Source organism: Pseudoclavibacter helvolus (assembly GCF_014191305.1).
GTDB lineage: Bacteria > Actinomycetota > Actinomycetes > Actinomycetales > Microbacteriaceae > Pseudoclavibacter > Pseudoclavibacter helvolus.
The window spans coordinates 1,177,668-1,201,307 of sequence record NZ_JACHWJ010000001.1; the positions used below are offsets into that span (position 1 = coordinate 1,177,668).

The 23,640-nt window shown below is 67.7% G+C and carries 21 protein-coding genes and 1 tRNA gene; 9 read left to right on the forward strand and 13 right to left on the reverse strand.

Annotated features, from left to right (window positions below):
• Positions 1-57 precede the first annotated feature (57 nt).
• The 3 genes from rdgB to murI form a co-directional block, all read right to left on the reverse strand.
• Positions 58-681: an RdgB/HAM1 family non-canonical purine NTP pyrophosphatase gene (gene rdgB / locus FHX72_RS05615; RefSeq protein ID WP_068493193.1), complete on the reverse strand. Its 624-nt coding sequence runs from the start codon at positions 679-681 to the stop codon at positions 58-60.
• Positions 678-1,409, reverse strand: coding sequence for a ribonuclease PH (gene rph / locus FHX72_RS05620; protein ID WP_068480932.1), 732 nt, complete (start codon positions 1,407-1,409; stop codon positions 678-680). Before rph ends, rdgB begins: the two co-directional genes overlap by 4 nt.
• Before the next feature lie 62 nt (positions 1,410-1,471).
• Positions 1,472-2,305 carry a glutamate racemase gene (gene murI, locus FHX72_RS05625; protein ID WP_183623555.1) on the reverse strand — a complete coding sequence of 278 codons (834 nt, stop codon included), beginning with the start codon at positions 2,303-2,305 and terminating at the stop codon, positions 1,472-1,474.
• A gap of 91 nt (positions 2,306-2,396) precedes the next feature.
• Between murI and FHX72_RS05630 the strand changes: the two genes are divergently transcribed.
• Positions 2,397-3,737, forward strand: a complete 1,341-nt coding sequence (locus tag FHX72_RS05630) for a nicotinate phosphoribosyltransferase (protein WP_082775381.1) — start codon at positions 2,397-2,399, stop codon at positions 3,735-3,737.
• Between the two features lie 117 nt (positions 3,738-3,854).
• On the opposite strand, the gene FHX72_RS05635 is transcribed toward FHX72_RS05630, so the two are convergent.
• The 3 genes from FHX72_RS05635 to FHX72_RS05645 form a co-directional block, all read right to left on the reverse strand.
• Positions 3,855-4,145: a DUF3039 domain-containing protein gene (locus FHX72_RS05635; protein WP_068480985.1), complete on the reverse strand. Its 291-nt coding sequence runs from the start codon at positions 4,143-4,145 to the stop codon at positions 3,855-3,857.
• Positions 4,146-4,226: 81 nt separating this feature from the next.
• Positions 4,227-5,798, reverse strand: a complete 1,572-nt coding sequence (locus FHX72_RS05640; protein WP_068480927.1) for a hypothetical protein — start codon at positions 5,796-5,798, stop codon at positions 4,227-4,229.
• Entirely contained in the window at positions 5,774-6,829 is a 1,056-nt protein-coding gene (locus FHX72_RS05645) for an ABC transporter ATP-binding protein (RefSeq protein WP_338110051.1), read from the reverse strand. The genes FHX72_RS05640 and FHX72_RS05645 overlap by 25 nt, the downstream gene beginning before the upstream one ends.
• 131 nt (positions 6,830-6,960) lie before the next feature.
• On the opposite strand from FHX72_RS05645, the gene FHX72_RS05650 reads away from it, so the two are divergent.
• Positions 6,961-7,857 carry a hypothetical protein gene (locus tag FHX72_RS05650; protein ID WP_183623558.1) on the forward strand — a complete coding sequence of 299 codons (897 nt, stop codon included), beginning with the start codon at positions 6,961-6,963 and terminating at the stop codon, positions 7,855-7,857.
• A 203-nt stretch (positions 7,858-8,060) separates the two neighbouring features.
• Here FHX72_RS05650 and FHX72_RS05655 read toward each other — a convergent pair whose 3' ends face one another.
• Entirely contained in the window at positions 8,061-9,377 is a 1,317-nt protein-coding gene (locus FHX72_RS05655; protein ID WP_183623560.1) for a S1C family serine protease, read from the reverse strand.
• A gap of 140 nt (positions 9,378-9,517) precedes the next feature.
• On the opposite strand from FHX72_RS05655, the gene FHX72_RS05660 reads away from it, so the two are divergent.
• Complete coding sequence (locus tag FHX72_RS05660; protein WP_068480918.1) at positions 9,518-10,723, forward strand: aminotransferase class I/II-fold pyridoxal phosphate-dependent enzyme; 1,206 nt, start codon at positions 9,518-9,520, stop codon at positions 10,721-10,723.
• Between the two features lie 4 nt (positions 10,724-10,727).
• Here FHX72_RS05660 and FHX72_RS05665 read toward each other — a convergent pair whose 3' ends face one another.
• The gene (locus tag FHX72_RS05665; protein ID WP_082805742.1) at positions 10,728-11,597 is read right to left on the reverse strand and encodes a carbon-nitrogen hydrolase family protein; all 870 of its coding nucleotides are present in this window, start codon (positions 11,595-11,597) and stop codon (positions 10,728-10,730) included.
• A 147-nt stretch (positions 11,598-11,744) separates the two neighbouring features.
• Between FHX72_RS05665 and FHX72_RS05670 the strand changes: the two genes are divergently transcribed.
• The gene (locus FHX72_RS05670; RefSeq protein ID WP_156475752.1) at positions 11,745-12,128 is read left to right on the forward strand and encodes a hypothetical protein; all 384 of its coding nucleotides are present in this window, start codon (positions 11,745-11,747) and stop codon (positions 12,126-12,128) included.
• Positions 12,129-12,197: 69 nt separating this feature from the next.
• Here FHX72_RS05670 and FHX72_RS05675 read toward each other — a convergent pair whose 3' ends face one another.
• Positions 12,198-13,487 carry an ATP-binding protein gene (locus FHX72_RS05675; protein WP_068480909.1) on the reverse strand — a complete coding sequence of 430 codons (1,290 nt, stop codon included), beginning with the start codon at positions 13,485-13,487 and terminating at the stop codon, positions 12,198-12,200.
• Positions 13,484-14,551: a histidinol-phosphate transaminase gene (hisC, locus tag FHX72_RS05680; RefSeq protein ID WP_068480906.1), complete on the reverse strand. Its 1,068-nt coding sequence runs from the start codon at positions 14,549-14,551 to the stop codon at positions 13,484-13,486. The genes FHX72_RS05675 and hisC overlap by 4 nt, the downstream gene beginning before the upstream one ends.
• A gap of 69 nt (positions 14,552-14,620) precedes the next feature.
• Between hisC and FHX72_RS05685 the strand changes: the two genes are divergently transcribed.
• The 3 genes from FHX72_RS05685 (at position 14,621) to dnaE (ending at position 19,172) form a co-directional block, all read left to right on the forward strand.
• Entirely contained in the window at positions 14,621-15,364 is a 744-nt protein-coding gene (locus FHX72_RS05685; RefSeq protein WP_068494542.1) for an SOS response-associated peptidase, read from the forward strand.
• Between the two features lie 123 nt (positions 15,365-15,487).
• A complete protein-coding gene (locus FHX72_RS05690) occupies positions 15,488-15,772 on the forward strand; it encodes a hypothetical protein (RefSeq protein ID WP_068480902.1) in 285 nt (94 codons plus the stop codon).
• 7 nt (positions 15,773-15,779) lie between these two features.
• On the forward strand, positions 15,780-19,172 hold the full coding sequence (gene dnaE, locus FHX72_RS05695) for a DNA polymerase III subunit alpha (protein ID WP_183623562.1): 3,393 nt from the start codon (positions 15,780-15,782) through the stop codon (positions 19,170-19,172).
• Here the strand turns inward: dnaE and FHX72_RS05700 are convergent.
• The gene (locus tag FHX72_RS05700; RefSeq protein ID WP_068480899.1) at positions 19,091-19,720 is read right to left on the reverse strand and encodes a GNAT family N-acetyltransferase; all 630 of its coding nucleotides are present in this window, start codon (positions 19,718-19,720) and stop codon (positions 19,091-19,093) included. The genes dnaE and FHX72_RS05700 overlap by 82 nt on opposite strands.
• A gap of 111 nt (positions 19,721-19,831) precedes the next feature.
• Here FHX72_RS05700 and FHX72_RS05705 point away from each other — a divergent pair, with 111 nt between their 5' ends.
• The gene (locus tag FHX72_RS05705; RefSeq protein ID WP_104284326.1) at positions 19,832-20,611 is read left to right on the forward strand and encodes a response regulator transcription factor; all 780 of its coding nucleotides are present in this window, start codon (positions 19,832-19,834) and stop codon (positions 20,609-20,611) included.
• Positions 20,608-22,137 (forward strand): sensor histidine kinase, encoded by a 1,530-nt coding sequence (locus FHX72_RS05710; protein ID WP_183623564.1) that lies wholly within the window; start codon positions 20,608-20,610, stop codon positions 22,135-22,137. Before FHX72_RS05705 ends, FHX72_RS05710 begins: the two co-directional genes overlap by 4 nt.
• Here the strand turns inward: FHX72_RS05710 and FHX72_RS05715 are convergent.
• Both FHX72_RS05715 and FHX72_RS05720 read right to left on the reverse strand, forming a co-directional pair.
• On the reverse strand, positions 22,134-23,024 hold the full coding sequence (locus tag FHX72_RS05715; protein ID WP_183623567.1) for a DUF817 family protein: 891 nt from the start codon (positions 23,022-23,024) through the stop codon (positions 22,134-22,136). The two genes, FHX72_RS05710 and FHX72_RS05715, sit on opposite strands and share 4 nt — an antisense overlap.
• A gap of 212 nt (positions 23,025-23,236) precedes the next feature.
• Positions 23,237-23,313, reverse strand: a tRNA-Met gene (locus FHX72_RS05720).
• Between the last annotated feature and the right edge of the window lie 327 nt (positions 23,314-23,640).

The following is a 23,640-nucleotide window of genomic DNA, read 5'->3' on the forward strand; positions in this document are numbered from 1 at the left end:
GCAGAAACGGCCCGCAGACACGGCCGCAGTCTCCGAGGCCGCGGACGCACCGCCTGGCTAGAGGCCGAGGGCCGCGCGCAGCTTCGGCGCGAGCGCGTCGAACGCGCGGCGCCGGTGGCTCGAGGCGTCCTTCTCGGCGTCCGTGAGGTCTGCAGCTGAACCGTCGGCACCCTCCGGTTGGAAGATGGGGTCGTAACCGAAGCCGTGGTCCCCGCTCCGCTGCTCCAGGATGCGCCCGGGCCAGACGCCGAGCACGGCTTCGGCCTGCTCCTCGCCCGTCGATGAGGCCGAGGCCGGCACGACAAGCGCCGCAGCCGCCACGAACTGCGCCGTGCGGTGCGGATGCGCCACGTCGCTCAGCTGCCACAGGAGCAGCTCGAGGTTCTCGTTCGCGTCCTTCGCGGGTCCGGACCAGCGAGCGGAGAAGATGCCGGGCGACCCGCCGAGCGCATCCACCGAGATGCCGGAGTCGTCGGCGAGCGCCGGGAGCCCCGTGTGCTCTGCTGCGGCGCGCGCTTTCAGGAGCGCGTTGGCCTCGAAGCTGAGGCCGGTTTCGCGCGGCTCTGGCCCGTCGTAGGAGACGAGCTCGATGCCGTCGAGCTGGGCGCCGAGGACGCGCCGCAACTCAATGAGCTTGTGCGCATTGTGCGAGGCGAGGACAACCCGGACCGGCTCGCTCATACCTTCAGGGCCTCGTTCTGCAGCTCCGTGAGCGTCGCCGTGCCAGCGAGGGCGATGTCGAGAAGGCGGTCGAGCTCGTCGCGGTCGAAGGGAGCCCCCTCAGCGGTGCCCTGCACCTCGATGAGCTTCCCGTCGCCCGTCGCGACCACGTTCATGTCGGTGCCGGCGCGCACGTCCTCGACGTAGGCGAGGTCGAGCAGCGGGACGCCGTCGACGATGCCAACCGAGATCGCGGCGACAGAGCGCGTGAGCACGTTGGCCTTCGCGGGGACATGCTTGTTGGCCTTCGCCCACTCGATGGACTGCGCGAGCGCGACGTAGGCGCCGGTGATCGCGGCCGTGCGGGTGCCGCCATCTGCCTGCAGCACGTCGCAGTCGATGACGATCGTGTTCTCGCCGAGCGCCGACATGTCGACGGCGGCGCGCAGCGAGCGCCCGACGAGGCGCGAGATCTCGTGCGTGCGCCCGCCGATCTTGCCCTTGACCGACTCGCGGCTGTTGCGGTCGTTCGTGGCACGAGGGAGCATCGCGTACTCGGCCGTGACCCAGCCCTTGCCCTGCCCCTTCAGCCAGCGCGGAACGCCCGGCGTGAACGACGCCGTGCAGAGCACCTTCGTCTTCCCGAACGAGATGAGGGCGGAGCCTTCGGCCTGCTCGCTCCAGCCCTTCTCGATCGTCACGGGGCGGAGCTGGTCGTGGGTGCGGCCGTCTGCGCGTGCTTCGGTCATTGGTCCTCCAAGGGATCGGATGCGTTGCGGGAAATCTGTGGTCGTCGGGGCGAGCGGATACGTCAGGCGCGTCGCATCGACGGCGGCAGGTTGATGGCCTCCGTCATGAGGCGCTCGACGTGGCGCACGTCAGGGCCGAGGAAGCGGCCGGCGAGGTTCACGAAGGCCTCGGTGTTCTCGCCCGTCGCCCGGTACGAGTACTCCGGGGCGCGCCCGCTTGTGTTCAGGAGGCCGTTCGAGGCGAGCACGCGGTACACGTCCTGGGCCGTCTCGACGTCGCTCGAGACGAGGCGGACGCTGGGCCCGAGGACGTAGCCGAGCACGCCCTTGAGGAACGGGTAGTGCGTGCATCCGAGCACAACCGTGTCGACGCCAGCCGCCTTGATGGGCTCGAGGTACTCCTCGGCGTAGCGCACGAGCTCCGGGCTTGTCGTATCTCCGCGCTCGACGAACTCGACGAACATGGGGCAGGCCTGCGAGAAGATCTCGAGGTGCGGGGCCGCCGCGAAGGCGTCGTCGTATGCGCGGGACGACACGGTCGCCTCCGTGCCGAGCACGCCGATGCGGTTGTTGTGCGTCGCGCTCACGGCCGCACGCACGGCCGGTGCAATGACCTCGACGACGGGCACGTCGTACCGCTCGCGCGCATCCCTCAGCACCGCCGCCGACGCTGTGTTGCAGGCGATCACGAGCATCTTCACGTCCTGCTCGACCAGCTCGTCCAGAATCGCGAGGGAGAGGCGCCTGACGTCGGCGATCGGCTTGGGGCCGTACGGCGTGTGCTCGGTGTCCCCGACGTAGAGGAGCGACTCCCCCGGCAGTTGCGCCCGGATCTCCCTCGCGACCGTCAGCCCGCCGACACCAGAGTCAAATACGCCGATCGGTGCCTCGCTCATGAGTGCCGAGTCTACTCCCAGGCGCCTGCCGAAAGTGGATGCGCACGCCGACAGCCCTTGCGCGCCCTGCGGTGGGGCCTAGGCTAAGGCGGTGACTTTCGAACGCCCGTCAACCGGCTTCCTCACCGACCAGTACGAGTTCACGATGATCGATGCCGCGATTCATGCGGGCACGGCCAATCGTGACAGCGTCTTCGAGCTCTTCGGCAGGCGACTGCCGAGCGGACGACGCTACGGGGTCGTGGCTGGGGTGGGACGCGCGCTCGAACTGCTGCGGGACTTCCGGTTCGGCGACGCCGAGATCGAGCACCTGCGGGAGCACTCCATCGTCTCCGCCGAGACTCTCGACTGGCTCGCGAACTACCGCTTCTCCGGCACGATCCGCGGCTACCGCGAGGGTGAGATCTACTTCCCCGGCTCCCCCATCCTGGAGGTTCGGTCGAGCTTCGCCGAAGGCGTCATCCTCGAGACGCTGCTCCTGAGCATCTACAACTACGACTGCGCCGTCGCCTCGGCGGCAGCCCGCATGGTCTCGGTCGCCCGCGGGCGCCCACTCGCGGAGATGGGCTCACGCCGCACTGGCGAGCGCTCAGCCGTCGCCGCAGCACGCGCCGCCTACATCGCCGGCTTCAAGGCCACCAGCAACCTCGAGGCAGGCCGCAGCTGGGGCGTCCCGACGATGGGCACCGCCGCGCACTCGTTCACGCTCCTCCACGACTCCGAGCGCGAAGCGTTCGCCTCGCAGGTCGCAACGCTCGGCGCGGGAACGACCCTGCTCGTCGACACGTACGACGTCCGAGAAGGCGTTCGGCTCGCGGTTGAGGTGGCAGGCAAAGAGCTCGGCGGCGTCCGCCTCGACTCGGGCGACCTGCCCACGCTTGTCGCAGAAGTCCGCGCCCAGCTCGACGAGCTCGGCAACACCGACACCAACATCACCGTCACCAACGACCTCGACGAGTTCGCCATCGCAGGCCTCGGGGCAAGCCCCGTCGACTCCTTCGGCGTGGGCACGAGCGTCGTGACAGGCTCCGGTGCCGTCGCATCCGGGATGGTCTACAAGCTCGTCGCCCGTCGCAGCGAGGACGGCGAGTGGGTCTCCGTCGCCAAGCGCTCCGCAGGCAAGGCGAGCGTCGGCGGCGAGAAGTTCCCAGTGCGTCGCCGCGACGAGCACGGCGTCGCCGAGGCCGAGGTCGTCGGCATCGGAGCTCACCCAGTCTCCGACAAGAGCGACCGCTCGCTGCTTGTCGACCTCGTCGTCGACGGCGTCATCAACGAGGAGTTCACGGGCGAAGCCGGCGTGCAGCGCGCCCGCGAGCACCACCGCACCGCTATCGACGAGCTGCCGATCAGCGCACTCCGCCTGCACGCAGGTGAAGCCGCGCTCCCGACGGTCTTCGTCGAGAAGGACGGCCGCGAGACCGTCTGGGTCTGAAGTCGGCGGCTCCGCGCGAGACGGCGCTGACAACACGAAACGGCCGCGAACCCTCAGGGGTTCGCGGCCGTCGTTCGTCCGGGGACAGGGCCCGGACGCGAAGAGTTTGAGGGAGCCTCAGCCCTTCATCTTGTCGTACACGGCCTTGCAGTTCGGGCAAACCGGGAAGCGGTCGGGGTTGCTGTTCGGCAGCCACTTCTTGCCGCACAGCGCGCGCACGGGCTTTCCCGTCACGGCCGACTCCAGGATCTTCTCCTTGCGCACGTAGTGCGAGAACTTGTCGTGATCCCCGGGGTCTTCGGTCTGCTCCTCGTTGAGGAGCTTCTCGAGCTCGCGGTCGAGGATCGCCGTACCGCCGCCGATCTCGTCTGGCCCGCCTGGGCCCGTTGGGGTGCTGGAGAACGTCATGCCGAACATCTTAGAGCGCAAACCACAGGCGCCACCGGATGCTCGACCCGGTGGCGCCTGTGTGTGAGAATCTCGCGCGTGCTAGGCGCTCTGCGCGAACGCCATGATCTCGCTCGAACGGCGCTCGAACTGGCGAGCTCCGGCCGACAGGCCAACAACCAGCACGATGAGGCCGACGATGATTCCCCAGCCCAGGGCCACGAAGTTCCACCAGGACGCGCCGCCGTTGAACGCGACGAGGCCCGCGTAGACGGCGGGACCCATCAGCAGGATCGCGATGAAGCCCGTCGTGGGGTGCCAGAAGACGCCGGATCCCCAGGAGCGAACCGGCTGGCTGAACGGCGAATCGCCAGGACGCGCCACCGGGTACGGGTGCAGCACGCTGCCGATGCTCGAGAAGCCGGTGGCCGAGAAGAGCAGGCCAAGCGAGAGGCCGGTCAGCGCCAGGATCGTGCCCCAGTCGCCGACGATCAGCCACGTGACGACCGCCCCGAGGAGCACAACAACTGTCCCGAAGACGAGCGTCGGCAGGGCGCGACCGAAGCGGTCTGCCAGACCGGACATGCCGCTGGTCACGTGCATCCAGACAGCGGAACCGTCGAACGCGAGGTCGTTGTGGAGCGTCCAGCCGATGAAGAACGCAAGCAACGGCAGCGGCAGGAGCGCCAGGTGCCTCGGTTCGACGCCCACAACGGCCAGCGGGATGAGTGCCAGCAGAGGGATGAGGATGATCGACACGTTGACGACGACGTAGCGCGGGTCGCGCATCCAGTACGTGACCGTCCGGGCCGCGACGACAAGCGCCGGTGACCGGCCGAACGTGCCGAAGCCGCCGAGGTCGACGAGCTCGGTCTCGTCGCCGCCGAGTGCCGCCGATGCGACGCGTCCCGCGACAACCTGCCAGAGCACAAGCAAGACGGCGAGGGTCGCCGCGCCGATGCCGAGCTGAGTGAACGCGAGCTGGAAGTCTCCCCCGGTTGCGCTGGCCGCCGCCGCCCACGGTGCGGCGATGGGAGAGAGCGAGAGCACCTCAAGCACGGTGCTGACCGCCTCATGCTCGCCCAGCTGCCAGTCGACGGCAGTCGCGACGAACACAAGCGGGGACGCGAGCAAGAGCAAGACCAAGACCAGTGCGGCCCTGGCATCGCTCACGAGACGCCTGGCCCTGAGGTCTTCGCCCACGAGTCCAGCGAGCCGGGAGAGCACGACGAGTGTGGCGAGGATCAGCGCCGCCCCGATGACGCCCACGAGCAACCCAGACCCATCGCCGGCCCACAAGAGAAGCCCAACCAGGAGGATGAGCGTGAGCGCAAACGAAGGCACGCTGACAAGCGCCGTGCTGAGCGCAAGCCACGCGGAGCGGCGGGGCGAGAAGCCCATGACGGCCAGCGACCGCGGGTCGATGGCGGCGATCGGCGTCACGAAGACGCTGACGAGTCCGGTGGTGATCGTCGCCAGCGAGCCGACGATGATCGCGCCCTCGCGCTTCGCTTCGATGTCCGAGTCGAGCATCGACACGACGGCGAGCACCGCGAAGACCGCGATGAGGATCGAGAACAGCAGAGTGCCGATCCACGCTCCCCGATGCTGCGAGTCGCGTCGCGCGCCGTTGCGGATCGACTGCAGCTTCAGTTGAAGGAGATGTCCAGCCAATCCAGCCCCTCCATCTGTGGCGTGCCGCGTACGAGGTCGCGGAAGCGTTCTTCGAGCGTGATGTTGCCGCGCACATCGCTGACGGTGCCTGAGGCGAGCAGCTCGCCACGCACGATCACGGCGACGTGGTCGCAGACGCGCTGCACGAGGTCCATGCTGTGACTCGAGAGCAACACGGTCCCCCCGCGCTGCACGTACTCGAGGAGGATGTCGATGAGCTGACCGGCCGACACCGGGTCGATCGTGTCGAACGGCTCGTCGAGCACCAGCAGCTCAGGCGAATGGATGAGGGCGGCAGCAAGCGAGATCTTCTTCGTCATACCCGCCGAGTAGTCGACAACCAGTCGGTTCGCGGCGGACTCGAGCTCGAAGGCGTGAACCAGCGACTCGGTGCGCGAGCGCGAGTCGGCCGGCGAGAGCCCCCGAAGGAGCCCCGAGTAGTAGAGGAGCTGTCCGCCGGTGAGCTGGTCGAAGAGTCGCAGGCGGTCGGGAAGGATGCCAATGTGCGGATGTGCCGCCTTGGGGTTCTTCCAGACATCGAGGCCAAGCACCTCAACGGTCCCGCTGGTCGGCTTGAGCAGCCCGGTCGCCATCGAGAGCGTCGTCGTCTTGCCAGCGCCGTTCGGCCCGACGATGCCGGTGAACGAGCCGCGGCGCACCTCGAACGTGACGTCGTTGACCGCGACATCGGCACCGAATCGTTTCGTGAGCCCCGAGACCGACAGCACAGTGTCACCGAGCTCGCGATCGGGCGCCTCCGTCACACGGGTGACGGGGGTCATCGTCGAGAGACCCTCGGCGGTCGCGGCTCCAAGCACCGGGTTCCGGACGGCCGCGGGGAGGCTAGCCTCCTGCGCCGCTACCTCCTCCTCCGCAAGCGAGGAGACGGTCACGGTGTCGTCGACGACAATCGCCTCGACCATGATCGGCTGGGGTCGACTCGCGTCGCCCTCCGGTACGTCAGGGCTGGCAGCACTCTCGTTTACATCGTCGGCTGCGCCATCGCCGACGTCTGAGCTCTTCGAAGACATCACTCAACCGTACCAACGATCCGGCGTGCCGCGCCGTCCCGCTGGCTCCAAGCTCTCCCCAGGCGTGTCCTCATACACTGCTCGCGTCGCCCACTGCAAGACCGAGGGCGGTGCCAACACGAGGAGGTCCAGTGTCCGATTCCAGCACGCAGCGCTACGACGAGGCAGCAGACGCGACGACCTACGCCCCCCTGCCCCCGCGCGACGAGCAGCACAACGCAGCGGCAGGAGAGCAGGACAAGATCTGGCTCGACCGCCTCATGGCGATCCAGCGCCCGATCGTGGTGCGACAGATTCGCATCCTCCGAGGCAAGTACCCTGACGCCACCCCGAGCGAGCTCATCAAGAAGATCGAGCAGCAATACCTCAACGCGACCACCGTGAGCGGCGGAGCCGCCGGTGCAGCCGCGATGGTTCCAGGAGTTGGAACCGCGGCTTCACTTGCCGTCACGGGCGTCGAAACCGCCGGATTCCTCGAGATGACCTCACTCTTCGGGCAGGCCGTCGCTGAAATCCACGGCCTCCCCATCTCCGACCCCGTGCGCGCACGCACGCTCATCCAGTCGCTTATGCTCGGCAAGGCAAGCAAGAACCTCATCCAGCAGTTCGCGGGCCAGGCCTTCGGAAAAGGCCCGACGAAGCAGGTCTTCTGGGGCGAAATGGTGACCAAGAGCCTCCCGCGCGCCCTCGTCGGCGAGCTGTCCGGGCGCATCCAGTCGATGTTCCTGAAGCGGTTCGTCGTCCGCCAATCGGCGAGCACCGTCGGGCGCCTGGTGCCGTTCGGCATCGGCGCCGTCATCGGCGGGGCAGGCAACCGGATGCTCAGCCACGAAGTCGTACGCACCTCCCGCGAGGCGTTCGGCGTCGCGCCGGCGAGCTTCCCCATCGAGCTGCACCCGCAGTTCGCTGCCCAAAAGAGCGACGGCGAAGACGAGCACAAGGCACTCACGCGGGGGCCTTTCTCATTCTTCCGCGTCCCCCTGGCCCTCACCCGCGGGAAAGACAAGAAACACGACACCTCCGACTAGGTCCCCTACTTCCGCGTCCCCCTGGCCCTCACCCGCGGGAAAGACAAGAAACAGGACACCTCCGACTAGGTCCCCTACTTCCGCGTCCCCCTGGCCCTCACCCGCGGGAAAGACAAGAAACAGGACACCTCCGAGTAGGTCCCCTACTTCCGCGTCCCCCTGGCCCTCACCCGCGGGAAAGACAAGGAGACCGGCGAGGGAGCCTAGGCCGCCGCGTCGAGGGAGACCTCGACCTCGATGACCTCACCCTGGCGGACCACCGTGAGCGTGGCATCCTCCCCCGCCTCGTAGACACGCACGTGGGCGATGAGGTCGTTGGCGTTCGAAACCGGAATAGTCCCGATGTAGGTCACGATATCGCCGCGGCGCAAGCCCGCGAGGGAAGCAGCACCGTTCTCGACGACGCTGTCGACGTAGGCGCCGACGATGCTCTGACCGCTTGTCGCGACCGTCGCGGCGTTGCGGACCGTCGCGCCGAGCGCGCCATGCGTCGGCGTCTGCCCTTCTGCGAGCTGCGCCGCGATCTGCACGGCGTAGTTGGCCGGGAGCGCGAAACCGAGACCGATACTTCCGCTCGAAGCCGCCTGCCCCTGACCGCCGGCCTTCGTGCCGGCGATAGCGACGTTGATGCCGATGACCTCGCCCTTCGCGTTGAGCATCGCGCCGCCAGAGTTGCCCGGATTGATGGCCGCATCGGTCTGGATGACCGGCAGCTGGACGATGCTCTTTCCTGGATCCGTTGTCGAGCTGAGCGGCGAGTCTGTCGCAGCGTTCTCGTCGACTGTCGGCGGCACGGCGGCCGACGCGATCTCGATACTGCGGTTCACCGCGGAGACCACGCCGGTCGTCGCAGTGCCCGCGAGCCCGAGCGGCGCGCCGAGGATGATGGTCGACTGCCCGACGATCAGCTGGTCGGAGTCGGCGAAGGTGGCCGGCTGCAGATCGCTTGCGTTCGTCAGCCTGAGCACGGCCACGTCGGCGAGCACGTCGAGCCCCACTCGCCTCGTGGTGAAGACCCGCCCGTCGCTCGTCGTCGCCGTGATCTGCGCATCCGAGACCGTGCCGTCGAGTGTCACGACGTGCGCGTTGGTGATGACGAGGCCGTCTCCCGAGTAGACGACCGCCGAGCCAGTCTCGGTGCGGGTCGGCGTGGAGACGGTGAGCGTGACAACGCTCGGCGCCGCCGCGGCGATGGCCGCGCTCGCCTCGCCTGGAAGCGGAGTCGTGGGCTCGCTCGGCGAGCCGAGCGGCTGCGTCAGGCGCTCGGCGTCGTGGTTCGGCTGCCCGATCACGTTGGCGGTGATGAACGCACCGCTCAGTCCGCCGATGACGGCTGCGACGACGGCGACGCCCGCAACAAGAAGAAGACCTGTTCGTCGAGTGACCACCGGTGCATCGTCGTGGATGGAGTGCAGGTGCGCTCCTGCGCGATGGCGGCCGTGCTCCTCCACCGACGCATCGTTCACAGGCGCCTGTGCGCTGTTCGCGTCGGCGCCCTCAGCGGGTGGTGAGTCGAGCATGTGGATCCTGACGTTCGCTCGATGCGTCAAGGCGCATCCGTGGCCTCAGTCTAGGGAGCGGACGGAGTGAACGCTCTGGTTTCGTCGGCACGTCGCGGTTCGAGATTCGATCGTGACTCGCCCGGTGACAGACTGGATGCATGCGCAGAGACGGACCGTGGCTTCGGGCAGCCCAAGGGGCTGGCCTCCTCTCCCCGAGCGGCGAGCTGCAGGGCACGGTGTTCGGCGAGATGAGTGAGCTCGCACGCACGACCGGTGCCGTGAACCTCGGCCAGGGATTCCCCGACTACTCGGGTCCGCGGGAACTGCTCGACGAGGCGATCGAGGCCATCTCCCGGGGCGAGAACCAGTATCCACCGCCCAGGGGCACTGCCGACCTTCGCTTGGCGATCGCCGAGCACCAGCTTCGTTTCCGCGGCGTCACGCTTGATCCCGACCGCGAGGTGCTGGTGACCGTAGGGGCCACGGAAGCGCTGGCCGCCACCGTGCTCGGCCTCGTCGAACCTGGTGAGGACATCGTCGTCTTTGAGCCCCACTACGACGCGTACGGTGCCCTCGCCCACCTCGCGGATGCGCGACTCGTGACGGTTCCGCTCCGGTGGCCGGCGTTCAGGCCCGACCACGATGAGCTCAGGCGCGCTGTCACCGACCGGACCAGACTCATCATCGTCAATACTCCGCACAACCCGACGGGCGCGGTCCTCCCCCGCGAGACGCTGGAGCTTGTTGTCGAACTCGCGGCCCGCCACGGCGCGATCATCGTCACCGACGAGGTCTACGAACACCTCGCCTTCGACGGCGAGCACATCGCTCTCGCGAGCCTGCCCGGTGCCGCCTCGCGCACGCTCAGCATCGGCTCCGGAGGCAAGACCTTCAGCGTGACCGGCTGGAAAGTGGGCTGGGTGACGGGTCCAGCTACCCTCATCGAGGCGGTCCTCGCCGTCAAGCAGTACCTGAGCTACGTCGGCAGCGGCCCGTTCCAACCGGCCGTCGCCGTCGGCCTTAGACTGCCCGAAGCCCGATTCGAAGAGGAACGCGACCGGCTGCGGGCCAAGCGGGACCTCCTGGTCACAGCCCTGCGCAGTCGCGGGCTCGAAACTGCCACGCCATCTGCCGGCTACTTCGCGATCGCGGACGCCGCGAGCATCGGCTACACGGACGCAACCGAGCTCTGTCGGCGCCTCCCGGGTGAGATCGGAGTCGTCGGCATCCCGGTCGCGGCTCTCTGCACACCTGAGCGCCAGGGCGACTACCGGTCCCTGGTGCGATTCGCCTTCTGCAAGAGCGACGCGGTGCTCGAGGAGGGCATGCGCAGACTCGACAGGCTCGGAGAACTGAGCCGGTAGCGACTCAGGAGTTCGGCACCACCCGGTAGCGCCGCAGCTCAAGCGCTGGGTTCTGCTCCCTCACGGCTTCGAGCACATCGAGCGAGACCCAGCCGAGGGAGACACCGGCGTCGATGCCGCCGCCCGCGAGCGTCGCGCCCCGCGGGTCGATGACCGTGCTGTGGCCCACGCCGACCGGTGCTGGGTGGTCTGCGGCCGCGAAGTAGACCGTGTTCTCGATGGCTCTTGCCTCGAGCAGGGTCGTCCAGTGATGCTCCTTGAGCGGGCCGCGCACCCATTCGGCCGGGATGGCGATGAGCTGGGCCCCAGCATCCACGAGCCTCCTCGACACCTCTGGGAAGCGCAGGTCGTAGCAGGTCTGCAGGCCCACGCGCACGCCCCCGACGACAAACGTCTGCGGCGCGGAGGTGTCGCCGGCGACAACCCAGTCGCTCTCCTTGGCGCCAAACGCGTCGTAGAGGTGCACCTTGCGGTACTCGGCCACGACCTCGCCGCTGGCGTCGACCGCCACGAGCGTGTTCGCGAAGCGCTCAGGGTCGGCCGACGTCGCGACGAGCCCAGCGACGATGGCCACGCCGTACTCACGCGCGAGCGAGCGCATGAGGGAGACGAATGAGCCATCGAGGCCCTGCGCGTTGCGCACGAGCTCAGGGCCGAGGTCCGGCAGGAAGAAGCTCGCGTACTCGGGAACGACGACGAGCTTGGCCCCTCGTCCCGCCGCGACAGCGACGTTCTCACGGAGGAGTCGCTCGTTTTCAGCTAGGTCCGCGCCCGGCGCGTACTGCGCCACGGCAACCGCGAGCTGAGGGCGCTTCTTCGCACCGTCGACAGTGCCGGCAGTCGCTTCGAGGGGGGCTGGCGCATCGATTGGCATGACGCGAGCCTACGGTGAGCGGGGTGGCGACGGGAACTCTTCACCAAGGTGTCATTCGCGACGCACCGGCCTCAGCTTGTCTGGGCGCACCGTCACGAGTACCTTCATTCTGCGAGCGGTGCGCTCGCAGTCACGAGGAGTCGCCCAATGCCTACTTACGCCGTGCTCTTGAAATACGAGGTCGTCTCGGCGCTCGTCATCGAAGCCGAATCCGAAGACGAAGCGGCGAAGATCGCCAACGAGTACGAGTCTGAGGCACACGACGCCGTCGAGGACACCGACGACGTCCGCGTCTCCTCACGCCTGTGGGGCGACGGCACCCTCGAGGTGCAGACCGCCGCAGACGACGAAGCCGCCGAGGATCTCCTCGACGAGTGGATCGACGAGATCGAGAGCGAACTCGAAGACGGCGACGACGAAGACGAAGATCTCGACGAGGTCGAGACCGAGCTCGACCCTGAGGGTGACGACGAGGTCGACGACTTCGATATCACCTCGGACGACGAAGACTCCGCAGCTAAGAAGGCCTAGCCTCAACTGCACGAACAAGGGGCCGGATGCATCGCATCCGGCCCCTCGGGTGTACCCGGCAGGCGCGCGCTAAACGCGGGCGATCGCGGAGATATCCTCCTCGAACTCACGCTCGACCTCGGAGGAGACCGTGGTGCGCGTGGAGGCGACGGAGGCGAGGAAGTCGTCGGTCGTCGGCCCGAGTGGGACGACGTCTCCCGAATTGCGCGCCGCGACCGCCCGCTCGAGGGCGACCTGCGAGGCACGGCGCGCGGCGAATTCGATGTCGGCGGGAGAGTATCCGCTCGTCTGCTCAACCAGCGCGGAAACGTCGACCGAGTCGCTCACTGACTCGGGCACGTAGCGCTCCCAGATGGCTCGGCGCGCGGCGGTGTCCGGTAGCCCGATGGGGATGACGTAGTCGAAGCGGCCGTGGCGCAAGAACGCCTGGTCGAGCGCGCGGATGAAGTTCGTCGCGCAGATGAGGAGCCTGCCTGGCTTCTCCCGGAACGCGGGGATGATCTTCAAGAGCTCGTTCGTGACACCCTGCGTGGGCGACGGGGGCTCCCCACCCCTGTGCGAGGCGATCTCTTCGACCTCGTCGATGAACACGACCGCGTGCTCAAGCGACTCGACCTGCTCGAAGGTCTCACGAAGCTCACCGGCAAGCCCACGCGGCGACGCCGAGAGGCGCGACGGGAAGACCTCGACAAACGGCCAGCCGAGGCGGGAGGCGATCCCCTTCGCGAAGGTCGTCTTGCCCGTGCCTGGAGGGCCGAAGAGCACGATCGCGCGTGGCGGCACGACGCCGTACTCCTCCGCGAGGTCTGGGTCGCTGAGCGGCAGCACGAGGCGCCGCTCGAGCACGTCCTTCTCGTGCTGCATGCCGCCGATCGCGTCCCAGCGGTCGGAGGGCAGGATACGTCCGCCGAGCTCCCGGAGCGCGACCATCTCCTGCTGCTTGACGCGGATCTCCCGCTCGAAGTAGCGCAGGTGCCGCTTGTCGGCGAAGCCGGCCTTCGTGAGGGCGCCGACCTGCGTCTGCTCGTCTGGCACAAGGATCGTGAGCTTCTGCAGGCCGTGTTGGGCCATGCGCTGCTCGAGGGAGGCGAGCAGCGCCCCGCCGATCCCGCGCCTGCGCCACTCGTCGTCGGTCGCGAAGAACACGATCCAGCCTTGGTCGTGAGCCGCTCGAGCCACAGCGACGCCGACGATCTTCTCCCCCGCGACGGCGACGACGGCGGTGTCCTTGCGCGTCGACGCGATGACTTCGCTGAGTCCGTACACGGGCTCGGTGCCTGAGCCGCGGTGCTGCTCCCAGAGGCGGAGCAGAGCATCCATGTCCGTCGGCTGGAAATCTCGAATGCGCCAGGTGCTCATCGTCGTGCCTCCATTCGTACTCCCGCGAGCGCGGCGAGCGCGCGGCGGTTGGCTTCTGGTGCGCCGATGGTGATGCGGATGCCTTCGCCGGGGAACGCCCGTGCAAGCACGCCGGCCTCGGTGAGCGCCGCGTCGACGCGCTGGGTGTCGTCGCCGAGCCGGAGCCAGACGAAATTGGCCTGGGAGTCTTTGACGTCCCAGCCTTGCGCTCGGAGTTCTTCCGTGACACGGGCGCGTTCGCTGACGATGTCGTCGATTCGGGTGGCGAGCTCGGCTTCGGCGTCGAGTGAGGCGACGGCGGCGGTCTGGGCGAGGGCGGAGACGGCGAAGGGGACGGCGACCTTGCGGAGGTTCGCGGCGACGTCTGCCTGGGCGACGGCGTAGCCGATGCGCAGGCCTGCGAGGCCGTAGGCCTTGGAGAAGGTGTGCAGGACGGCGACGTTGGGGAACTCGCGGTACAGGTCGATGCCGATGGCGGTCTCTGCGTCTCTGTTGAAGTGCTCGTAGGCCTCGTCGATGACCACGAGCACGTCGCCTGGGACGCGGCCCAGGAACGCGCGGACCTCGGCGTGGGTGAGGGTCGCGCCTGTTGGGTTGTTGGGGTTGCAGACGAAGATTATGGCGGTTCGGTCGGTGATGGCGTCGGCCATTGCGTCGAGGTCGTGGCGTTCGTCGGCGGTGAGGGGCACCTGCACGGGGGTTGCGCCTGCTCCGATCGCGATGATCGGGTACGCCTCGAAGCTGCGCCAGGCGAACATGACCTCGTCGCCGTCCCCGGCGCTCGCCTGCACGAGCTGCGTCGCGACTTCCACGGAGCCGGCGCCGAAGACGATGTTCTCCGGTTCGACGCCCTGCAGTTTCGCGATGCGCGCGGTGAGCTCTGGGGCGGCCATCGACGGGTAGAGGTGGATGCGCTCGAGCTCGCCTGCGACCGCCTCGCGCACGGAGGCGAGGGGCGGGAAGGGGTTCTCGTTGGAGGAGAGCTTCACGACGTCGCTGGTGCTGGGCATGGCGCCCTGCTTGTACGCGGGGATGCGCTCGAGGGCGCTGCGATGCTTGACCATGCTCCGAGCGTACAGAGAATCCGAAGCTTGGAGAGCGCGTCGTGGTCCCATGCGTCGTAGCGTTGAGGCATGTGCGGTCGCTACGTCACCCCAGCAGTTGAGCACGTCGAGGCGCTCTTCGATATCGAGGCGCTCGGCGCCGACCTGCCTGAGCCTTCCTACAACACGCCGCCGACGGACCCGGTGCCGGTTGTCGTGGAGCCAGAGCCGAAGGGCGGAGGGGATGCGGTGCGCCGCGTCGAGCGCGCGAGGTGGGGCCTGCTCCCGTCGTTCGCGAAGGATCCGAGCTTCTCCTCGAAGGCGTTCAACGCGCGCATCGAGACGGTGCTGGAGAAGCCGACGTTCCGGGGGCCGGTGAAGCAGCGCCGCGCGATCGTGCCTGCTGTCGGGTACTACGAGTGGCGCAAGACTGCGGATGGCACGAAGGCGGGTTCGAAGACGCCGTACTTCATCCACCCGGAGCGGGAGGATGACCTCATCGCGTTTGCGGGCCTGTACTCGTGGTGGGCTGACCCGACGAAGCCTGGTGACGACCCGTCCAGGTGGGTGCTATCTACGACGATCCTCACGCGGGGATCCACGGGCGAGCTGGCGGGCATCCACGACCGGATGCCCCTCATGCTGCCCCGAGCGCTGTGGGACCAGTGGCTGGACCAGTCGGTGATCGGCACGCAGGGGCTGCTCGACGAGGCGAGCCAGGCTGGCGTCGAGCTCGCCTCGACGCTGGTCATGCACGAGGTCGGGCCCGAGGTGGGTCGGGTAGCGAGCACGGGGGCGCAGCTCATGGCGCCCGTCGGCGCTGCGAGCTCGTGAGCGGCCTGGCTTCGCTCGTCACACCTTCACCCTCTGACTGAGACTTGCGGTTGCCACTGTCGGTGGTGCGATTTACGCTTGGTTCACGTTCGAATACATATTCGATTACGTGAAGGAGGAGCCATGCCAACCGTCATCGACGACATCATCGATGTCGCCTTCAGCCCAGAAGGGCAGCCGGTCTCCTTCGTGTGGCAGCGCTTCCTCTACACCGTCACGGGCCAGCCCCAGGCTTACTTCCGCAGACTCCCGCCGTGGTGGCACGGAGGCTCCCCCTCCGAGCGCATCGATCAGGAGCTCTGGCGCGTTACCGCCGTTCGCGACGGCTCCCTTGAGCAGCACAACGAGCACCTCTACGACCTGTGCCACGCCTCAGACGGCTGGCTGCTGTCCCTGAGCTGGGAGTGAGCAGGCGATGAGCTTCCCGCACCTGCACGTCTCGTCAGGCTTCAGCGCGCACTACGCGGTCTCCCCACCCGAGGTGCTCGCTCAGGCGGCCGTCGAGCGGGGACTCGACACGATCGCGCTCACTGACCGCGACGGCATCTCCGGCGCCGTCAAACACCTCCTCGCCTGTAGGGACGCGAAGCTGCGGGCCGTGCTCGGCAGCGAGCTCGCAGTGCACGACGAGCGGGGCGAGCCCCTCGGACGGGTCGTCGTGCTCGCGGCAGGCGGTGACAACGGTTCCGGCTACGCGGCGCTCTGTCGGGCCGTGTCGGCAGCCCACGAGACCACCGCGAGCGCCCCGACGGGCATCCACGAGCCGAGCATCCCGCTTGCCAGGCTGACTCAGCTCGCGACGACCGACGATGGTGCCACGAGGCTGACCGTCCTGCTCGGGCCGACAAGCGACGTCGGCACGGCAGCCTCCGCGGCCCAGCTCGGCTTGGCGCGAGAGCGGTTGCACACGTGGCTGCGTGGAATCCCCCGCTCCTCGCTCGTCGTGGAGGTCGTCTGCCACCTCGCCGAGCCGGGCACCCCCAGTTCCGTCACGGCGGCGACTCGAATGTTGGGGCTGGCCACGGAGTGCGGGCTGCGGGCTGTGCTCACGAACGCGGTCCGCTACGCCTCGCCGGAAGAGGCCGCGACCGTCGACATCGCCGACGCCGTCCGAGCGCGGCGAGCGCTCGACGACATCGAGCTGGCCCCGACGGCGCAGGCGTGGCTCAAGCCGGCGAGCCTCATGCGGCAGGTCGCCCGCATGGTCGTGGATGCGGGCGGGCACGACGCCTCAGCTGCCGACGATCTCCTCGCCCAGACGAGGGCGCTTGCCGAGGCCTGCATCATCGATCTCGAGCGGGATGCGGGCATCGGCACCCCGCGTATGCCGGAGGTCACGCGCTTCGGTATCGACGGCGATCCCTTCGAAGTGCTGAGGGCGAAGGCGGAAGCGGCGATCCCTGCCCGCTACCCCGACGCATCCGGTGCCCACGAACGCGAGTTGCGCGACCGCCTCGCCCACGAGCTCAAGACCGTGCGGAAGCTGGGTTTCGCCCCGTACTTCCTCACCGTCTCGCATGTCGTCGAGCTCATCAAGGACATGGGGGTCCGAGTGCAGGCCAGGGGGTCAGGGGTCGGCTCGCTGCTCAACTACCTGCTGTACACGAGCCACGTCGAGCCCGTCTCCCTCGGGCTCATCTGGGAGCGTTTCCTCTCCGACGAGCGACGCACGCTGCCCGACATCGACCTCGATGTGGAAAGCGCTGAACGCCACCGCGTGTACCACCGCATCTTCGATGAGTTCGGGGGCGAGCGGGTCACGCTCATGTCGATGGTCAACACGTACGGCTCGAGGGGCGCCGTGCGCGACGCGGGCCTCGCGCTCGGACTCGCGGACGGCGAGGTCGACCGCATCGCGAAGGAGCTGTGGCGCTTCTCCGCCAAACGCTTCAGGCAGGCCCTCGCCGAGAAGCCGGAGCTTCGGGAGTTCGCCGAGGAGGTGCGCCGCTCACGCCAGCTCGACGTGCTCGTCGAGGCGACCGAGCGGCTCGATTCCCTGCCGAGGCACATCTCCGTGCACCCGTGCGGCGTCATCCTCTCCGACATCTCCCTCCTCGACCGCACGCCAGTGCAGATGTCAGGCATCGGTCTGCCCATGAGCCAGTTCGACAAGCACGACATGGACCCGATGGGCCTCATCAAGCTCGACATCCTCGGTGTGCGCATGCAGAGCGCCATGGCCCACGCAGTGAAGGAGCTGAAGCGCACCCGCGGCGAGGATCTCGACCTCGACGCGCTGCCCCTCGACGACGAGGCGACCTACGAGACGATCCGCTCCACGAAGACCCTCGGCATCTTCCAGGTCGAGAGCCCCGGCCAGATGGAGCTCGTCGGGAAGCTGCAGCCCGAGGTGTTCAACGACCTCATCATCGACATCTCCCTGTTCCGGCCCGGCCCCATGCAGAACAACATGCCACTCCACTTCCTCAGGGCGCGCCACGGCGAGGTCATGCCCGACTACATTCACCCTCGACTCAAGCCCATCCTGCTCGAGACGAAGGGCGTCGTCGTCTTCCACGAGCAGGTCATGCGCATCTTCGACGAGCTCACGGGGTGCGGGCTCGAGCTGGCCGACGTGTACCGGCGGTGGCTCGCGAAACCCGACCTCGTAGCTCGCATCGAGGACATGGTGCGCGGTAAGACTGCCGAACGCGGCTTCCCGCCCCAGGTCATCGATCAAGCATGGAGGGTGCTTGCCGGCTTCGGCAGCTTCGGCTTCGCGAAGGCCCACGGTGCGGCGTTCGCCCTGCCCACTTTCCAGAGCGCGTGGCTCAAGACCCACCGCGCCTCGCATTTCTGGGCGGGATTGCTCACCCACGACCCCGGCATGTGGGGCAAGGACCTCATCGTCGCCGAGGCCAGGCACCTCGGCATCCCGCTGCTGCCGATCGACGTGCAGCGCTCAGGCCTCGAGTACACGGTCGAGCCGCTCCCGGATGGGCGGGACGGGGTCCGCATGTCCCTCGCGGATGTGCGCGGCATGTCCTCGGCGGAACGCGACAGGGTCGCTGAGCACCAGCCATTCGACTCGCTCGCCGACTTCCGAGCCAGGGTGCGTCCGCGACGCAGCACCCTGGATTCCCTCGCGAGAGTCGGGGCGCTCGACGCGTTCATCGACTACGAGTCGCGCAGGCGGCACGAGCTGCTCGCGTTCATCCGCTCACTCACGAGCACCCCAATACGAGTGCCGGAGCACCAGCAGGCCTTCGCGTTCGCGTTGCCCGTCCCCCAGTTGCGCGGCGTGACCGCCATGGACCTGCACGGGAAGACGCAGACCGACCTTGAACTGCAGGAGCTTGGCCTCGGCGTGAGCCACCACCAGATGGAGCGCTTCTTCCCCCTCTTCCGACAACTCGGGGTGGTCCCAGCGAGCACGCTCATCGACCTGCCAGGCGGCACCGAGGTGCTCATCGCCGGCGTTCGGCGTGCCACCAACACGCCCCCCATGCGCGGCGGACGCCGTACCGTGTTCGTCTCCCTCGACGACAGCACTGGCCTCTCCCAGATCGTGTTCTTCCACGACGCGCAGCAACGCGCGGGCAATCGGGTGTTCCGCACCCACTACATGCTGGTGCGGGGCAAGACGCGCCGGTCGGGAACCAGGGGCATCTCCGTGACGGGCGACATGGCCTGGGACCTCCTGGAGGTCGCGCAGCTGATGGCGACGTCGAGCGCGGCCATCGGAACCGGGGCAGCGGCGCAGCGCATGCGCGGCGCCGGGGCGGCTCAGACCAGCTCGAGCGCCGTGGTCCTCGAGTCGTCGGAGCGGGAGACTTCTGCGAATCCGAGGCGCCTCGCGAGCGCGTAGGAGGCCTCGTTCTCGAGGTCCATGACCGCGAGCACACGCTTCACGCCGACGTAGTCGCGCAGGTACTCGACCAGCGCATCCGCCGCCTCGGTCGCGAAGCCGTGACCCGCGTCTCCCGGGTGCATGATCCACCCGAGCTCCGCCGAACGATGCTCCGACTCGACCTCACGCAGGTGCACGGAGACGTCGCCGATGAGCTTCCCGTCGCGCTCGACGGCCAGTGCCATGAAGTCGCCCGTCTGCCACAGGCGAGTCTGGGTCGTACGGCGGCTCAGGTGCTCGGTCGCCTCCGCCAGGTCGCGCTGCTTCCAGTGCAGGTAGCGAACCACCTCAGCGTCCGACACGATCTCGTGCCAGGCGTCAGCGTCGCGGATCGTGTGGGGGCGCAACATGAGGCGCTCCGTGAAGAGCTGGGGCGCGTCGAACGGACGCTCGGTGCGGGGGCCGCGCAGGAACCGCGGTCGGTGGAAGAGCCCACCCTGCAAGTCCTTCTTGACGCCAGGCGTACGGCTCCCGACGTCGGGGTGCTGGATTCGCTGGAGGGTCATGCGTCGCAGGTTACGAACTCCGCCCATGCTCCGCGTAAGAGAAGATTTGAGCTTCCTATGAGGAGGGGCCCACACCACACCGCGACGCCCCTCACATGACACGATGATCCAATGCCCGATTCTCCTGCCGCTGACCCGATCATCGAGCCCGGGCGCCGTCGGGCGGTCCTTGCGCAGCTCCCCCGCCTCCACCGCCCAGACGGCACGCCCATCCGCGTGCTGCTTGTTGACGACGAGGAGACCCTCACGAACCTCGTCAGCCTGGCCCTCTCCTACGAGGGCTGGCAGGTCGACGTCGCCAACAATGGGCGGGATGCGCTCGCCAAGTTCACGGCAGAACGGCCCGACGTAGTTGTCCTCGACATCATGCTCCCGGACATCGACGGGCTCAGCATTCTCAGGAACCTCCGAGGTCAGGGGCACGCCACGCCCGTGCTCTTCCTCACCGCCAAGGACTCGATCGACGATCGCATCATCGGGCTCACCGCCGGCGGGGACGACTACATGACAAAGCCGTTCAGCCTCGAGGAGCTCGTGGCGAGACTCCGCGGCCTGATCCAGCGCGCGGGCGAGGCAGTCGCCGACGACGCCTCCCAGCTGCGGGTCGGCGACCTCTTCCTCGACGAGAGCAGCTACGAGGTGCGGCGGGGCAGCGACCCGGTCGCGCTCACGACCACCGAGTTCGAGCTACTGCGCTACTTCATGCGCAATCCGAAGCGCGTGCTGAGTCGGGCCCAGATCCTCGACCGCGTCTGGAACTACGACTTCGCGGGCAAGGCCAGCATCGTCGATCTCTACGTGTCCTACCTGCGCAAGAAGATCGACGCGGGCCGCACGCCAATGATCCACACCGTGCGCGGGGTGGGCTACGTGATCAGGCCAGCAGAATGAGGCCGTGGACGCTGCGCGCGCGCATCATCGTCGGCGTCACCCTCGTCGTTGCGTTTGTCATGAGCGCCATCGGCATCATGAACGTCGTCACCCTGAACTCGGCGATCACCAGCGTCGTGAACACGCAGCTCGCAGCGTCCATGTCGGTGCTCGAAAACTCCGTCGACAAGTACCGCGACGATGTGCCGGGCACCCACCCGCATCCGCAGAAGACCGGCGAGTCCTCGGCGCCGAAGATCAAGCCGCTCGTCAACTTCGTCGGGCACGCGCCGGGGACCATCATCGCCCTCGCGCACAACGGCGAGATCATCGACTCCGCGTCGTTCAGCGAGACCTCGGCCGTCGAATGCGACCAGAACATCAAGAACGAGCTCGCCACCCTCGCGCAGTCAGAGAGCTTTGCGGCGCAGCACTCACTCCTCGAGACGATCAAGCTCGACGACGTCGCCGGCGACTTCCGCGTCATGATCCACGAGTGGGAGGGTGACCCCAGCTACGCCCTCATCTCGGCTGTCTCGCTCGACACCGCCAGGGATGCGACCTTCAACCAGACCGTCCTCACACTTGTTCTGTCCTCGCTTGGGATCGGCCTCATCGTGCTGCTCGTCGCGTTGGTCATGCGCGTCGCGATGCGTCCGCTCTCGCGCGTTGTGACCGCCGCCGAGAACGTGGCGCAGATGCCGCTCGCCTCCGGCGAGGTAGGCCTGCGCAAGGCAGTGAAACTCGACGACATCGACCCGCGCACCGAGGTCGGCAAGGTGAGCGAGGCCCTCGACAAGCTCCTCGCGCACGTCGACGAGGCCTTCGCGGTACGGACCGCCGCAGACCAGCGGATGCGCCGCTTCGTCACCGACGCGAGCCACGAGCTACGCACGCCACTCGCCGCGATCCAGGGCTACGCCGAGCTCACCCGCCAGGACTCCGCGTCGCTGCCTGACACGACGGAGCGCTCACTCGCTCGAATCGAGTCAGAAGCGACCCGCATGAGCTCGCTTGTGAACGACCTGCTCCTCCTCGCCCGCCTCGACGAGGGCCAGGACCTCCAGCTCGACACCGTCGACCTCTCCGAGCTTGTCATCAACGCCGTCAGCGACGCGCAGGCGAGCGACGCCGACCGCCACTGGAGCGCGACCGTGCCCCCGAGCGAGGTCTCCGTGCTCGGCGATTGGGAGCGCCTCCACCAGATCGTCGTGAACTTGCTCTCGAACGCCAGCCAGCACACCCCGCAGGGCACGCACGTCAACGTCTCCGTGCGCTACGAGCTCGCCTCCGCGTCGGCCACTGGCCGGGAGGCGGTGCTTGTTGTGCGCGACGACGGCCCAGGCATCCCCGAGGGGCTCCGCCAGGACCTCTTCTCACGGTTCGCCCGAGGTGACTCAGCCAGGACCCGGGCGTCCGGCAGCACCGGGCTCGGACTCGCGATCGTGAAGTCCATCGTCGAGGCGCACGGCGGGCAGATCGCCGTCGAGTCGAACGACGGCGCCTCCTTCATCGTGCGCATCCCCGCGGCTAAGGCCTGGGACTAGCTCGCCGACTTCAGTTCCCCGGTCTCGACGCTCGCTCCCTGCACCGGTGGCTTCGGCGGATACGCGAGTGTGACCATGACCACCGAGATGATCATGAGCAGGAACCACGAGAGCAGTTTCGTGATCGACACGAGCTCCCAGCCGTGCTCCTGGTTCGGATAAACCCACGCCCCCGCGAGGGTACCGATGTTTTCGGCGAACCAGATGAACAGCGCCACGAGCAGGTACGCGAGCAATAGCGGCATGCGCATCGTGGTTCGGAAGACGCGGAAGTGCATCCAGGTGCGGCCCCACAGCACCGCCACGAAGAGCAGCAGCACGTAGCGGAAGTCGTAGGAGTAGTGGTGGGTGAAGAAGTTCACGTAAATCAATGCAGCGGCGACGACGGTCACCCAGATGCGCGGGTACCTCGAGAAGCGCAGGTCGAAGAGGCGGTAAACGCGGCACATGTACGAGCCGACGGCGGCATACATGAAGCCCGTATAGAGCGGCACCGGACCGATGTGCAGCACTCCCCCTGACGCGTAGCTCCACGAGCCGACGCTCGTCTTGAAGAGCTCCATCCCCGTACCGACGATGTGGAAGGCGAGGATCACCAGCAGCTCCCGCCCGGTCTCGAGTCGCGCGGCAATCATGAAGACCTGGATCGCCACCGCCCCGATGACCAGCGCGTCGTTTCTCGCGAGCAACGCGTCATCCGGGTACCAGAGCCTCGCAGCGAGGATCAGGACGAGCATGAGCGCCCCGAAGATGCACGCCCAGGCCTGCTTCAGACCGAACACCAAGAACTCGACCAGGGCGGCCCTGAAGCCGCGAGACGGGGCGCTCTCAAGGAGCCGCCCCGCGAAGTCGTCGATGCGCTGCTCGAGGCTCGTGAATCTGGCCACCTGGCACCCCCGATGCCATCCCATCGGATGGCAGAGTCTGTCGAATGGCCGAGACTAGCCGCTCGTGTGCGAGGAGAAGCTCAGGCAAGCCGACGCCGGCTTGCTCGAGCATTCCGCAGCCGGGTACGCGAAAGGCCCGCTTCCTCGAGAGGAAACGGGCCTTGTGCCGCAGTTCATGCTTGCTCTTGTGAGCAACCCAACTTGTGCGGATTTGGTTGCGGGGGCAGGATTTGAACCTACGACCTCCGGGTTATGAGCCCGGCGAGCTACCGAACTGCTCCACCCCGCGGCACAAGAGAAAACATTACCAGCGGTCTTGGCGTCGTGCAACTCGGAGCACTAAATCCCCGGAAACCGCGGCGTGTCGGTGGCATCAGGGGGCCTCAAACCGATGCCCGATCTGGCCTCCCAGCGACAAAAACAGCGCGAATCCACCCGAATTCGTTCCCCTCAGCACTCCGCCATTCGTATCCCGGGCGCGTCGCCTCCCCCCGAGGCTCGAACTGCGCTCCCCCAAATTCGAGCTCCCCGCAGAAGGCTGTGGCGAAATGCTGCTGGGTGACACCGGAGCAGCAGATCCCCACAATTTTCGTACCTGAGACGCCGACGGGCGCCG